16 protein-coding genes are annotated in these 13,166 nt (G+C 62.0%); 8 read left to right on the top strand and 8 right to left on the bottom strand.

Annotated elements, in window-relative coordinates:
- Positions 1 to 31: 31 nt before the first annotated feature.
- From sfsA to panC, 7 genes are all read left to right on the top strand, one after another.
- Complete coding sequence (gene sfsA, locus PG900_RS16560) at positions 32 to 775, top strand: DNA/RNA nuclease SfsA (RefSeq protein WP_042065558.1); 744 nt, start codon at positions 32 to 34, stop codon at positions 773 to 775.
- Positions 776 to 894: 119 nt separating this feature from the next.
- Positions 895 to 1,344 carry an RNA polymerase-binding protein DksA gene (dksA, locus tag PG900_RS16555; RefSeq protein ID WP_005304459.1) on the top strand — a complete coding sequence of 150 codons (450 nt, stop codon included), beginning with the start codon at positions 895 to 897 and terminating at the stop codon, positions 1,342 to 1,344.
- A gap of 113 nt (positions 1,345 to 1,457) precedes the next feature.
- On the top strand, positions 1,458 to 2,366 hold the full coding sequence (gene gluQRS, locus PG900_RS16550) for a tRNA glutamyl-Q(34) synthetase GluQRS (RefSeq protein ID WP_242797624.1): 909 nt from the start codon (positions 1,458 to 1,460) through the stop codon (positions 2,364 to 2,366).
- Positions 2,367 to 2,598: 232 nt separating this feature from the next.
- Positions 2,599 to 4,098: a polynucleotide adenylyltransferase PcnB gene (gene pcnB, locus PG900_RS16545; protein ID WP_242797623.1), complete on the top strand. Its 1,500-nt coding sequence runs from the start codon at positions 2,599 to 2,601 to the stop codon at positions 4,096 to 4,098.
- 11 nt (positions 4,099 to 4,109) lie between these two features.
- Positions 4,110 to 4,619 (top strand): 2-amino-4-hydroxy-6-hydroxymethyldihydropteridine diphosphokinase, encoded by a 510-nt coding sequence (folK, locus tag PG900_RS16540; RefSeq protein WP_135320930.1) that lies wholly within the window; start codon positions 4,110 to 4,112, stop codon positions 4,617 to 4,619.
- The gene (gene panB / locus PG900_RS16535; protein WP_011707281.1) at positions 4,616 to 5,410 is read left to right on the top strand and encodes a 3-methyl-2-oxobutanoate hydroxymethyltransferase; all 795 of its coding nucleotides are present in this window, start codon (positions 4,616 to 4,618) and stop codon (positions 5,408 to 5,410) included. The genes folK and panB overlap by 4 nt, the downstream gene beginning before the upstream one ends.
- A 187-nt stretch (positions 5,411 to 5,597) precedes the next feature.
- Positions 5,598 to 6,455, top strand: a complete 858-nt coding sequence (gene panC / locus PG900_RS16530) for a pantoate--beta-alanine ligase (protein WP_242797622.1) — start codon at positions 5,598 to 5,600, stop codon at positions 6,453 to 6,455.
- A gap of 64 nt (positions 6,456 to 6,519) precedes the next feature.
- On the opposite strand, the gene PG900_RS16525 is transcribed toward panC, so the two are convergent.
- From PG900_RS16525 to hpt, 8 genes are all read right to left on the bottom strand, one after another.
- Entirely contained in the window at positions 6,520 to 7,047 is a 528-nt protein-coding gene (locus PG900_RS16525; protein ID WP_242797620.1) for a rhodanese-like domain-containing protein, read from the bottom strand.
- 1 nt (position 7,048) lies between these two features.
- The gene (locus PG900_RS16520; RefSeq protein ID WP_242797618.1) at positions 7,049 to 7,489 is read right to left on the bottom strand and encodes a MauE/DoxX family redox-associated membrane protein; all 441 of its coding nucleotides are present in this window, start codon (positions 7,487 to 7,489) and stop codon (positions 7,049 to 7,051) included.
- A gap of 44 nt (positions 7,490 to 7,533) precedes the next feature.
- Positions 7,534 to 7,794 (bottom strand): DUF3343 domain-containing protein, encoded by a 261-nt coding sequence (locus tag PG900_RS16515; protein WP_016351890.1) that lies wholly within the window; start codon positions 7,792 to 7,794, stop codon positions 7,534 to 7,536.
- The gene (locus PG900_RS16510) at positions 7,791 to 8,573 is read right to left on the bottom strand and encodes an acyl-CoA dehydratase activase (RefSeq protein ID WP_242797616.1); all 783 of its coding nucleotides are present in this window, start codon (positions 8,571 to 8,573) and stop codon (positions 7,791 to 7,793) included. The genes PG900_RS16515 and PG900_RS16510 overlap by 4 nt, the downstream gene beginning before the upstream one ends.
- Positions 8,574 to 8,582: 9 nt before the next feature.
- Positions 8,583 to 9,734, bottom strand: a complete 1,152-nt coding sequence (locus tag PG900_RS16505) for a double-cubane-cluster-containing anaerobic reductase (protein ID WP_242797614.1) — start codon at positions 9,732 to 9,734, stop codon at positions 8,583 to 8,585.
- A gap of 232 nt (positions 9,735 to 9,966) precedes the next feature.
- A complete protein-coding gene (locus PG900_RS16500) occupies positions 9,967 to 10,740 on the bottom strand; it encodes an ABC transporter permease (RefSeq protein ID WP_005304632.1) in 774 nt (257 codons plus the stop codon).
- Positions 10,737 to 11,654, bottom strand: a complete 918-nt coding sequence (locus PG900_RS16495; protein WP_270831855.1) for an ABC transporter ATP-binding protein — start codon at positions 11,652 to 11,654, stop codon at positions 10,737 to 10,739. Before PG900_RS16495 ends, PG900_RS16500 begins: the two co-directional genes overlap by 4 nt.
- Positions 11,655 to 11,765: 111 nt before the next feature.
- Positions 11,766 to 12,296 carry a hypoxanthine phosphoribosyltransferase gene (gene hpt / locus PG900_RS16490; protein WP_024945753.1) on the bottom strand — a complete coding sequence of 177 codons (531 nt, stop codon included), beginning with the start codon at positions 12,294 to 12,296 and terminating at the stop codon, positions 11,766 to 11,768.
- A 200-nt stretch (positions 12,297 to 12,496) separates the two neighbouring features.
- Between hpt and PG900_RS16485 the strand changes: the two genes are divergently transcribed.
- Positions 12,497 to 13,111 carry a TetR/AcrR family transcriptional regulator gene (locus PG900_RS16485; protein WP_011707289.1) on the top strand — a complete coding sequence of 205 codons (615 nt, stop codon included), beginning with the start codon at positions 12,497 to 12,499 and terminating at the stop codon, positions 13,109 to 13,111.
- The last annotated feature ends 55 nt before the right edge of the window (positions 13,112 to 13,166 follow it).

Below are 13,166 nucleotides of genomic sequence, written 5' to 3'. Positions count from 1 at the left end.
GCCCAGACTCATCGATTAAGAGAGCCATACCATGATCTTCGATCCCCCCCTGCAATCCGGGCAGCTGATCTCCCGTTACAAGCGCTTCCTGACCGACGTGCAGCTCGACAACGGCGAGGTGATCACCATCCACTGCGCCAATACCGGCGCCATGACCGGCTGCGCCGAACCGGGCACCCGGGTCTGGTACTCCACATCAAGCAACCCCAAGCGCAAGCTGCCCCACAGCTGGGAGATCGCCGAGAGCCCGGCCGGTCACTTCATCTGCGTCAACACGGCGCGCGCCAACCAGCTGGCCCGGGAGCTGATCGAGCAGGATGCCCTCGCCCCGCTGCGCGGCTATGCCAGGCTGCGCACCGAGGTGAAATACGGCGAAGAGAACAGTCGCATCGATCTGCTGCTGGAAGATGACCACCGGCCGGCCTGTTATATCGAGGTGAAATCGGTGACCCTGCTCGACGAGCGGGAGCAAGCCGGCATGGGCTACTTCCCCGATGCGGTCACCACCCGTGGCGCCAAGCACTTGCGTGAATTAATGGCCATGAAGGCGGCAGGCCACAGAGCCGTGCTGTTATTTATGGTTTTGCACTCCGGAATCGTGAGAATGCGCCCGGCAGCGCATATAGATCCGCACTATAGTCTGCTTATTGAGCAAGCAATTACGGCAGGGGTTGAAATTTTATGCTATCGACCCCATGTTGGGGTGCAGAGCATGGTGGCCCAAGATTTTATCCCGTTTGAATCTTGTCACCTGCTACCCGAGGGCAGCGAATAAATGTTGGAGTGGGTAACATTATTGGTACGGCTTGTTTGCCTCCAAGTTACCCTTCTGCTATAGATGTCGCCCTCAATTTATGGATGGCACGGGTAGCGTGCTGAATTAGGAGACAGGGCATGCCAACAGGCGAAAACAGGAAATCTCTGGGCCCCCTGGCCATTGCGGGTGTGGCGCCTTACCAGGAAAAACCGGGTGAGGAGTACATGAATGACCAACAAAAGGCACATTTTCGCAAGATCCTGGGAGCCTGGCGCAACCAACTGATGCAGGAAGTTGACCGCACCGTTGACCATATGAAGGATGAGGCTGCCAACTTTCCGGATCCCGTGGATCGCGCCGCGCAAGAAGAAGAGTTCGCTCTTGAACTGCGTACCCGCGACCGTGAGCGCAAGCTGATCAAGAAGATCGAGAAAACCTTGCTGCTGCTCGAAGACGATGACTTCGGTTACTGCGAACACTGCGGTATCGAGATCGGTATCCGCCGTCTGGAAGCCAGACCCACCGCCGACCTCTGTGTCGACTGCAAGACCCTGGCTGAAATCAAGGAAAAACAGATGGCCGGTTGATACCGACCTCTGGCATAACAGAAAAAAGGGAGCTCGCGGGCTCCCTTTTTTATTGAGCTTTTGGCCGGGCCGTCCCAGAATGCAGCCTCAATGTCCCGTTTGCCCGAATCCGCATGCCCGTGAATACCATCCCCTCGTCCCAGACCCGCCCTTATATCGGCCGCTTTGCCCCCTCCCCCTCAGGCCCGCTTCACTTCGGCTCCCTGATCGCGGCGCTCGGCAGTTTCCTGCAGGCCAGGGCACGGCAGGGGCGCTGGCTGGTGCGCATCGAAGATATCGATCCGCCGCGGGAGATGGCGGGGGCTGCCCCGCTCATACTGCAGACCCTGGAGGCACATGGTCTGCAGTGGGATGGCGAGGTGATGTACCAGAGCCGGCGTCACAGCCGCTATGACGAGATCATCGACCAGCTCTACCGGGCCGGCGATCTCTACTGGTGTCGCTGCACCCGGCGCGAAATCATGGCGAGCGGCGGCTTTTACAACGGGCACTGCCGCACGCTTGGGCTGACCGCAGAGGGCTCTGCCGCCCGCGTGCGCCAACACCACCCGGTGTACGATTTTGTGGACGGGCTGCAGGGCCGCATTGCGGTGCCGGCGGCGCTGGCCGAGGAAGATTTCATCGTGCGCCGGCGCGATGGGCTCTATGCCTACAACCTGGCGGTGGTGGTCGATGACATGGACTGCGGCATCACCGAGATAGTGCGCGGCGCCGATCTATTGGAGCCGACGGTGCGCCAGATCGCCCTCTACCAGACGCTGGACGCCCCCGTGCCCGCCTGGGTGCATCTGCCGCTGGCGGTGCAGGCCGACGGCAACAAGCTCTCCAAGCAGAATCACGCACCGGCGCTGGCACAGGACGAGGTGCGCCCGGCCCTGTGGCAGGCGCTGCACTTTCTCGGCCAGTGCCCGCCCCCCGAGCTGATGGCGAGCCGGGTGGACGAGATCATCGACTGGGGCATCGCCCACTGGCAGTTGGCCCGGGTGCCTGCCAGCGAGAAGATCCAGCTGGCTGATTACTGAGCCGCGCAGGCAATTTTGGTTTGATTGAACGTAAATCGCCGCGGTTGGCCGTGATTTTATCGGGATAATCCGAGTCAAACGAGATCAATTGCCAGCACGGTTTTTCATTTGGTTAAGCGTGAGCGATGGGAATAGACCGCTATTTTTCCCGGCCGCGCCCTCTCAAACGAGATCAATTGCCAGCACGGTTTTTCATTTGGTTAGGCGTGAGCTATGATAGGCCGCTATTTTTTTGGCCTCCCGTCAATTTGAAGTCATAACGAGGTGTACCATTTTTTCCCAGATCGCAAACTTTTGCCGCAAAGTGCTCGGCAAGGAAGACGGCGAGCAGTCGGTGGAGTCCCCCATTCCGGCCCGTGTCGCCGGGCAACGTCGTACCTTGAGCCGTGACCAGCACCCGATTTCGCGCAAAGAGATCAGCGAGAATGCACTCAAGGTGCTCTATCGCCTGAACAAGGGCGGCTACGAAGCCTACCTGGTCGGCGGCGGAGTCCGGGATCTGCTGCTCGGGAAGACGCCCAAGGATTTCGACATCGCTACCGATGCGACGCCGGAGCAGATCAAGTCACTGTTCAGCAACTGCCGCCTGATCGGCCGCCGTTTCCGGCTGGCCCACATCGTCTTTGGTCGTGACGTGATCGAAGTGGCCACCTTCCGCGGTCACCACCATCAGGTCAATACCAGCAAACATGTGTCGGCCCAATCCGATGAAGGCATGCTGCTGCGCGACAACGTCTACGGCACCATCGAAGAGGATGCCGAGCGTCGCGACTTTACCGTCAACGCCCTCTACTACAGCGCCAAGGATTTCACCCTGCACGATTTCGAGGGCGGGCTGGAAGACCTGGCCGAGCGCAAGCTGGAGCTCATTGGCGATCCCGAGACCCGCTACCGCGAAGATCCGGTGCGGATGCTGCGCGCCGTGCGCTTCGCCGCCAAGCTGGACATGACCATCAGCCCGCGCACCGCCGCCCCCATCAAGGAGCTGGCGCCGCTGCTGCAGGATATTCCGGCGGCCCGCCTGTTCGAGGAAACCCTCAAGCTGTTCCTGGCTGGCGATGGCCTGGCCACCTACAAACTGCTGCGCGAATACGGCCTGTTCCAACAGCTGTTCCCGCAGGTGGCGGCGCTGTTTACCCCGCACGGCAACTCGCCCTACGAGCAGTTCATCGAGCAGGCGCTGATCGATACCGACACCCGGGTCCGGGAAGACAAGCGCGTCACCCCCGCCTTCCTCTACGCCACCCTGTTGTGGGGCTGTGTCGAGGCCCGCGGCCGGGTGCTGGAGAACGAGAGCGGCCTGCCCTGGTATGACGCCTTCATGCTGGCGATCAACGAGGTGCTGGACAACCAGGTACGGATCATCGCCGTCCCGCGCCGCTTCACCACTGATGTGCGCGACATCTGGGCCCTACAGCAGCGGCTGACCCGCCGTCAGGGCCGCCACCCCGAGCGAGCCATGGAGCATCCCAAGTTCCGCGCGGCGTTTGATTTCCTGTTGCTGCGCAACCGGGTCGAGCGCGGTCTGGGCGAGCTGGCCAGCTGGTGGGAGCGCTACGTGGAATCCAATCCGGACGTGCGCCCGCAGCTGCAACGGGAGGCGACCCGCCGCCCGGCAAGCGGTGAGCGCGGTCAGGCCGGTGAGGCCCGCAGCAACGATGGCGAGAAGCGCAGCAGCAACAGCCGCAACCGTCGTCGCCCCCGTCGCCGCAAACCGAAAGCGGCCGAGTGACAACTGACGTGATGACCGAGGTCTTCATCGCCATTGGTTCCAACCTGTCTGACCCGCTCGGTCAGGCTCGTCGCGCCGTCGCCGCTCTGGCGACCTTGCCGGAATCCGTGCTGGTGCAGGCCTCGTCGTTTTACAGCAGCCGCCCCATGGGCCCTGCTGACCAGCCGGACTACGTCAATGCCGTGGCCCGACTCAACACCCGGCTGACGCCGCTGGCGCTGCTGGATCAACTACAAAGCATCGAGCTGGAACAAGGACGTGTGCGCAAGGATGAGCGATGGGGGCCAAGAACCCTGGATCTCGATCTGCTGCTGTTTGGCGATCAGATCATCAGGCATGAACGCCTCATCGTTCCCCATTACGGCATGAAGGAGCGGGAGTTCGTGCTGCTGCCCCTGGCCGAGATTGCACCCGCTCTGGTACTGCCTTGCGGCACCCCACTCGCAGAACTGGTTGCCCGCTGCCCGCACAATGATCTTGCCATCATTGCCCCCGGTGCAGACGAACAGGAGCCTCTATGAGCAAGATCACCACCACCAACCTGCTGAAGATGAAGCAGGAAGGCCAACGAATCACCGCCATCACCGCCTATGATGCCACCTTTGCCAAGCTGTTCGACGACGAGGGCGCCCACGTGCTGCTCATCGGCGACTCGCTGGGCATGGTGCTGCAGGGGGGTCAGGATACCCTGGGCGTCAGCATGGATGAGATGGTCTATCACACTCGTTGCGTGGTGCGCGGCACCACCAATGCACTGGTGGTGACCGACATGCCGTTCATGAGCTATGCCACTCCGGAGCAGACCTATCAGAACGCCGCCCGGCTGATGGCGGCCGGTGCCCGCATGGTGAAGATGGAAGGGGGCGACTGGCTGTGCGACTCCATTCGCCACCTGACCCGCAACGGCGTGCCGGTGTGCGGCCACCTCGGCCTCACCCCGCAATCCGTGCACGTATTCGGCGGCTTCAAGGTGCAGGGGCGCGACGAGTTCCAGGCCCAGGAGATCTACCGTCAGGCCCTCGAACTGCAGGCTGCCGGCATCCAGTTGCTGGTGCTCGAGTGCGTGCCCACTTCGCTGGCCGAGCGCATCAGCAAGGCGCTGCGCATTCCGGTGATCGGCATCGGTGCCGGCCCCGCTACCGACGGCCAGATCCTGGTGATGCACGATGCCTTCGGCATCACCTCCGGCTATGTGCCCAAGTTCACCAAGAACTTCCTGGCCGAGACCGGCGACATGCGTGCCGCCATCCGGCTCTATGTGAAGCAGGTGAGCGAGGGAACCTTCCCGGGCCCGGAACACTGCTTCAACTGATCCGATAGTGTGACGAGAGCGGGGGCCTGCGCCCCCGCTTCGCCCTCTGGTGCTGACTGAGCAACCCGTCTCTTGATGATTCATCCCAAGGTGTCCTGTCGATGATGCTGCCCGTTGACACTCCTCTCTTACCCATGCGGGCCCATACCGCCCGCCTCTCTTTGATCTTTTCGAAGGTGAACTGCTGATGTTGGTCGTTAACAATCCCGCCGCTCTGCGTGAACAGATCGGCCAATGGCGCCGTGAAGGGCTCACAATCGCATTCGTGCCCACCATGGGCAACCTGCATCAGGGCCATCTGACCCTGGTGAAAGAGGCGCACCACCACGCCGATAAGGTGGTGGCCAGCATCTTCGTCAACCCGATGCAGTTCGACAAGGCCGAGGATCTCGCCAACTACCCACGCACCCTGGAGCAGGACTGCGCCGCGCTGGAAACGGCCGGGGTGGACATGGTGTTCACGCCGACGCCGGAGATCATGTATCCGCAGGGGCTCGCCAGCCACACCTTCGTCGAGGTGCCGGGCCTCTCCGGTCTGCTGGAAGGGGCGCTGCGTCCGGGGCACTTCCGCGGCGTCAGCACAGTGGTGACCAAGCTGTTCAATCTGGTGCAGCCGGATGTGGCCTGCTTCGGCCAGAAGGATTTCCAACAGTTGGCGCTCATTCGCAAGATGGTGGCCGACATGGCGATGCCCATCCAGATCGTCGGCGTACCCACCGTGCGGGCCGAGGACGGGCTGGCGCTCTCCTCGCGCAACGGCTACCTGACCGCGGCCGAGCGGGCCCTGGCCCCTGAGCTGGCGCGCACCATGAACTGGATCGCCGAGCAGATTGAAGCGGGTGACCACCACCTGCCCTCCCTGGTGGCCCAGGCCAGCCAGCGCCTCGACAAGGCCGGTTTTCGGACCGACGCCATCGACATCGTCGATGCCGCCACCCTGGAAGCGGCTACCGACGAGAGCGAGCAGCTGGTGATCCTGATGGCGGCGTATCTCGGCAAGGCCCGCCTCATCGACAACCGGGTGGTGACATTGGCCCGCCCCTGAGCCGCAGCGCCACTGACAACAAAGCCCGCATGTGCGGGCTTTGTTGTTTCTGAGCGTTTCCTGCCTACTCGGCGGTGACCGGGTAACCCGCCCCTTTCCAGGCGAAGATGCCGCCCGGCACCCGATAGACCTGCTGATAGCCCTGAGTGACTGCCCAGGCGGCCCCGTTGTGGCTGCGGCCGCACTTGACGAAGCCGCAGTAGAACACCACCGGACGGGTCTTGTCGTCCCCCAGCAGGGCCAGCAGCTGCTCGGGCGTGCCGCTCCCCTCGACGATCTGGCTCCAGTCATCGCCGGACTTGGCCTCCTTCACGAAGGCAAAATTCTTGGCCCCCTGGATGTGCTCCTTCTTGTAGGAGTCCTCGAACGGCATGGTGTCGATGATCACCAGCGCCTCGCCTTTATCCATCCGGGTTTTCAGCTCCGCCACGGTCAGCAGCTGATAGCCACCCTGCTGGGTCTCCTGGGAGAGCTGTACCGCCGCCTGCTCCAGCTTGGTCTCCTGCTCGAACTGGTTGTCGCCACAGCCACCGAGGGCAAAGCTGGCCGCAATCAGCGAGGCCAGAAGGGTGCGGGATTGCAATCTCATCATGTCACTGCTCCTTTGGAACGGTAAAAACGGGGCGGGAGTGGCGCAGCAAGGCGCCCGCAAGCGTCAACAGCAGCAGATCCCGCACGAGGGCTTGTGGCAGCGAGCTGAGATCAGCCCTGCCAAGACAGCCGCAAGAGATGTCGAGCCCGATGGCGATGCCATAGCCCAACACCGGAATAAACAGGGCAAGCAGCCCGATCACCAGCCAGAGTCCCCAGCGCCGGTTGCTGATCACCGCGAGTCCGGCGCAGAGCTCCAGCCCGATAAGCCCCCAGACGGCAAGGGGAATGAACGGCGACCAGAGCAGGCCGAAGGCGCCGATCTGCTCGGCGAACAGCTCCGGCGCCACCAGCTTGAACCCGGCGGAGGCGACGAAGAATCCCCCCAGCGCCAACCTGGCCAGCACCCGCAGATACACGGCCATGGGATAGCTATTTATCATCCATGCCCCCCACTGCCAACTCCCCGACCAAGCGTCATCATGCCCTAGTCGGCGGCCGGATAGCGGGCCAGTTCGCAATACTCACCGTCTTCGTCACAACGAAAAACGGCAGCAGTTTCGCCGCGCTGGCACCACTGCTGCCACTCCTCGGGCGGGCAGTGCAGGCGGATGGCGAGGCCGCAGCCGGCACTGAGCCGGCGCGGTACGTCACAGACCCGAAAGGCGTGGGGCTGCTGCTCCAGCCGCTTGCGCAGCCTGAGCGTGCCGAGGGTGGAGTGGAACAGGTAGAGGAACTCTGCATTCATGATTTGCCTCCCGAGCGGGCACGCGCACCGAACAGGGCCGCCCCCAGCGCACCGGCAAACTGGGCGTCCGGGTGGGTGGCCACGTCGCAGCCCAATCCTTGCGCCAGATAGTGGCGGAAGGTGGCGCAGTGGCTGACGCCACCGGTAAAGAGCACGGTCGGTCTGGCACCGAGGCGGCCGATGAAGTTGGCACTGCGCCGGGCCATAGAGCGGACGATGCCGGCCAGGATCGACTCGGCGGGAATGCCCGCCGAGCGCAGGCTGATCGCCTCCGACTCGGCAAACACGGTGCACATGCTGCTGATGTCGTGGGGATCGGCTCCTTGCAGCAGCTCGTCAAGCTGCTCGACCCGCGCCCCCAGGGTGCGGGTGATCACCTCGAGAAAGCGGCCGGTGCCGGCGGCGCACTTGTCGTTCATCAGAAAGTCGGTGAGGTTGCCCTCACCATCGAGCTGGATCACCTTGCTGTCCTGGCCGCCGATGTCGATGACGGTGTGTACCGACGGGCAGAGCAGGCGAGCCCCCAGCCCATGGCAGGAGATCTCGGTGACCCGCCGATCGGCGAACGACGCCAGATCGCGGCCATAACCGGTCAGGGTCAGATGGGGGCGCTCTGGCAGCGCGGCCGAAAGCGTCTCCCAGCCTTGCTCGATGGCGGCCAGTGGACGAAAGGGGGTCGGCACCAGAAAACGGCGGACGATACACCCGCCATCCCTGTGGTCGAACAGGATCCCCTTGGTCGCGGTGGAGCCCGAGTCAATCCCGATGGAGAGTGACACTGCGCCTCCTCACAGCATTTCGATAAAGGCAGCCAGCCGGGTGGCCAGTTGTCCCTTGTCGGCGCTGGAGTAGTCGGTCTCCACCGCCATGTAGGGGATGCCGTGGCGATCGCGCACGTGGCGCTTGATGGCGAGCGACTCCACCGCATAGGTGTGACAGGCCTGCAGGATCACGTCGATCACCCCGTCCGCCTGATACTCCTCCACCATCTGGCTCAGCAGATTCATGCGCTGGTGGTTGGGGGAGATGCAGGAGCAGCCAATGGCCAGATACTTGTCGGTCAGGGCATCGAACAGGTCGCCCTCCTCGCTGACGCACTGCTCGGTCGCCTTGGCGCCGGTGCAGTTCTCGTAACCCACCACCCAGCCGCCGTGCTCCTCGATAAGGCGCACCACCTTGTCAGCGGCGCCGCCGATGGGGCAGCCGGTGATGAGGATGCGCGGGCGGGCATCGAGCCGCTTGCCGTCGGCGTACTCGGCCTTGATGCGGCGGGTCATCTCCTGCAGCTCGCTGATGAGCTGCTCCTTGTCGAAGCGGAAGGTGGCGCCATAGACCACCTTGAGGATGTCGGTGCCGCTCAGCGCCGGCGGGTTGAGCTGGCCCAGCCGGTAGAAGTCGGCCAGCGCGCGGCGCTCGCGGTTTTTCAGCACGATGGCGTCGCGCAGCGCCTGCTCGCTGATGGGCTGGCCGAACTGCTGCTCCAGCAACGCCTTGAAGCGGACGATTTCGCTGCGCCACAGGGTGCGGGAGGCCTCGTCATCGGCGCGGTTGGGCAGTTGCATCACGTGCACCGGTTTGAACTCGGCCATGTACTCGTACATCTTCTTCTTACCGTCGCAGGTGGTTTCCCCCACCACCAGATCGGAGAAGTAGAAGTAGGGGCACTTGTCGGTCTTGCCGAAACCGTAGCTGCTTTTGATCAGCGGGCAGAGGTTGCGGGGCAGATCTTTCTCGGCCTCCTCGATGGTCTCGTCGCTGGTGGAGCAGAGCGATACCACCACGGCACCGGCGGCCATCGCCACCTCCTGCGGCATGAAGGTGCAGTAGGTGCCGACCAGGGGGATCTGTCGCTCCTTGAGTGCCATCACGGCCAGAAAGCCCTGACGGCGGGCATCTGAAAAACTGTCGAAAATGGCTGGCAACTCGGTGATCAGTGACATAGGCGATCCTGCCCTGGTGAGAAAAAGAAGAGACGGAGGGCCTCCATTGTGCAGACCTTCCAACCGCGGGAATTATACCTTTGGGGGTAATCTGAAAATTGCGGTGGATCACAAGGTGCCGGATAAACCTTGATAAGAGGATGGTTATTGGCCCTGTACGAGATGGGCCAGCGCAGGAGAAGTAAAAGCGGCGACAAAGAAACGGGCACCCTGGGGTGCCCGTTGCATTGCATCAGTGGCGCAGCCCGGTGCCGCGGGAGATGAGCCACCAGGCCAGACCGTAGAGAGCCACGATGAAGCCGATGATGATGAGGTAGGCGGTGCCGAGCGGCACGTCGGAGATCCCGAGGAAGCCGTAACGGAACGCGTTCACCATGTAGATGATCGGGTTCACCTGGGAGACCCCCTGCCAGAAGGGTGGCAGCAGGCTGATGGAGTAGAACACCCCGCCGAGATAGGTGAGCGGCGTCAGCACGAAGGTGGGGATGATGCTGATGTCGTCGAAGGTCTTGGCAAACACCGCGTTGATGAGGCCGCCCAGCGAGAAGAGGATGGCGGTCAGCAGCACGGTGAAGCAGACACTGAACAGGTGGTGGATCTGCAGCGGCACGAAGAACAGCGACACCAGGGTGACGATGAGGCCGACACAGAGGCCGCGCGCCACGCCACCGCCGACGTAGCCGGCGATGATGACGTAGTTGGGCACCGGCGCCACCAGCAGCTCCTCCACGTTGCGCTGGAACTTGGCGCTGAAGAAGGAGGAGGCGACGTTGGAGTAGGAGTTGGTGATCACCGACATCATGATGAGGCCGGGCACGATGAACTCCATGTAGCTGAAGCCCCCCATGTCACCGATGCGGCCGCCGATGAGGTTGCCGAAGATGACGAAGTAGAGGCTCATGGTGATGGCGGGCGGCACCAGGGTCTGGATCCAGATCCGGGTGAAACGGCTGATCTCCTTGGCCAGAATGCTCTTGAAGGCGATGTAGTAAGTGGTCAGGTTCATGCTTTTCTCCCCTCCTCGACCAGGGTGACGAACAGCTCTTCCAGCCGGTTGGCCTTGTTGCGCATGCTCAATACCTGCACCTGCTGGCTCGACAGCTGCTCGAACAGGCTGTTGAGGGACTGGCTCTTGTCCAGATCCACCTCCAGGGTGCGCTCGTCCTGCATGCGGCCGTTGAACTCGGGCACGTTCGGCAGGGCGGAGCCCGGCGCCAGATCCAGCATGAAGGTCTCGCGGCCCAGCTTGCCCAGCAGATTCTTCATGCTGGTGTTCTCGATCAGGCGGCCCTTGTCGATGATGCCGATGTTGCGGCACAGCATCTCGGCCTCTTCCAGATAGTGGGTGGTGAGGATGATGGTGACGCCCTGCTCGTTGAGATCCTTGAGGAAACTCCACATGGAACGACGGATCTCGATGTCCACCCCGGCGGTCGGTTCGTCGAGGATCAACAGCCTGGGCTCGTGCATCAGGGCGCGGGCGATCATCAGCCGGCGCTTCATGCCACCGGAGAGAGTGCGGGCCGGCATGTCGCGCTTGTCCCACAGGTCGAGCTGGCGCAGGTACTTCTCGGCGCGGATCTTGGCCTCGGCCCGCGGCACGCCATAGAAGCCGGCCTGATGGGTGACTATCTGGATCACCTTCTCGAACTGGCTGAAGTTGAACTCCTGCGGCACCAGCCCGAGCTGGGCCTTGGCCTCTTCCAGGTGAGTGTCGATGTCATGGCCGAACACCTTCACCTTGCCAGCGCTCTTGTTCACCAGCGAGCTGATGATGCCGATGGTGGTGGACTTGCCCGCCCCGTTGGGACCGAGCAGCGCGAAGAAATCCCCCTGCTTGACGGTAAGATCGATGCCTTTAAGGGCTTCGACGCCCCCCTGATAGGTCTTTTTCAGGCCGCTGATTTCCAGTGCGTTCATTGCAACCCCTGTGATGGCGCATCCCATCTCGAGACAGAAAAGGCGGCCAAGGCCGCCTGCAGACAGAAAATGGCGCTCTGCCACCTCGCCCGTGATATTCCTGAACCTTGCTTACTCTTGCGGTACTACCTTGCCGATGAACTTCAGATTGCGGTACTTCTGGGCATAGTCGATGCCACAGCCCACCACGAATTCATCGGGAATGGAGAAACCGATCCAGTCTACCGGCACCTGCACTTCGCGGCGGGACGGCTTGTCCAGCAGGGTGCAGATGGCCAGGGATTTAGGCTCGCGCAGAGAGAGGATCTCGCGCACCTTGTTGAGGGTGTAGCCGGTATCGATGATGTCTTCGACGATCACCACGTCCTTCCCTTTGATGTCGTCATCCAGATCTTTGAGGATGCGCACGTCACGGGTGCTGTGCATGCCGGAGCCATAGCTGGAGGCGGTCATAAAATCCAGGGTGATGGGCAGCTGGGACTGGCGGCACAGGTCGGCCAGGAAGATGCAGGAACCACGCAGCAGGCCGATCATGACCACTTCGTCAGAGCCCTGATAACGGGCGGTGATCTCTTCACCCAATTTGGCGATCCGGGCGGCAACTTCAGCCTCGGAGATCATCACCTCGACAGTGTGTTTCATCACTTACTCCATAATGGCCAAAGCGAATTTGGCCGTTCATTAACGTCAAAACCGATGATTCTACCATTCAAGCCGAAGGGCGTCAGGCATACGTGATGCTTTTATCGGCTTATTTTAATTGATAGAGTTAGCAGGCCCTCGGGCATTATCGGTGACAATACTATAAACACCATAATCAATAACTATTAGATGAAAAAACTATGGAACCACGCGCAGAAATAAGACGTCGAACCCGGCTTTCGCCGGAGGCCCGACGCAATCAATTGATGGAATGTGCCATCGAGGTGTTCTCCCGTCGCGGCATTGGCCGTGCGGGTCACGCCGAAATCGCAGAACAGGCCAAGGTCTCGGTTGCTACCGTGTTCAACTATTTCAACACCCGTGAAGAGCTGGTGGATGAAGTGTTGGCCGAGATCGAACGTTTCGTGCATCAGATGCTGGAACAGGCCTACACCGGCCAGGGCCCGGTCAGCGACAGTATTCGCCGCCACGTGAAGCTGTTTGTCGACGCCGCCTACGATCAGCCTGACCACGCCAGCATCTGGCTGGAGTGGAGCTCATCGGTGCGGGAAGAGGTCTGGCCCCGTTACGCCAAGCTGCTGGACAAGGCACTGGAGCGCATTGCACCCCACCTGCAACGCGCCATGGATGCCGGCGAGATCCAGAGCGTGCTGTCCGCCCAGGACTTGGCCCGCTCCCTGACCGGTTTTGGTTACGTCATGATGCAGATGATCAATCAGCCACAACGCCCTGACCGGGAAGAAGTGACCGATTTTCTGTTCAAGTACGTGACGGCCCCGATCCAGGCAGCCTAACCCGCTCCGTCAAAATAAAGCGGCGCCGAACTGTTCAGGTCGGCGCCGCTTTTGT

The sequence above is a fragment of the Aeromonas sp. QDB03 genome (genome assembly GCF_027707985.1).
Lineage (GTDB): Bacteria > Pseudomonadota > Gammaproteobacteria > Enterobacterales > Aeromonadaceae > Aeromonas > Aeromonas hydrophila.
This window is presented reverse-complemented; position numbering and strand designations above follow the sequence as displayed.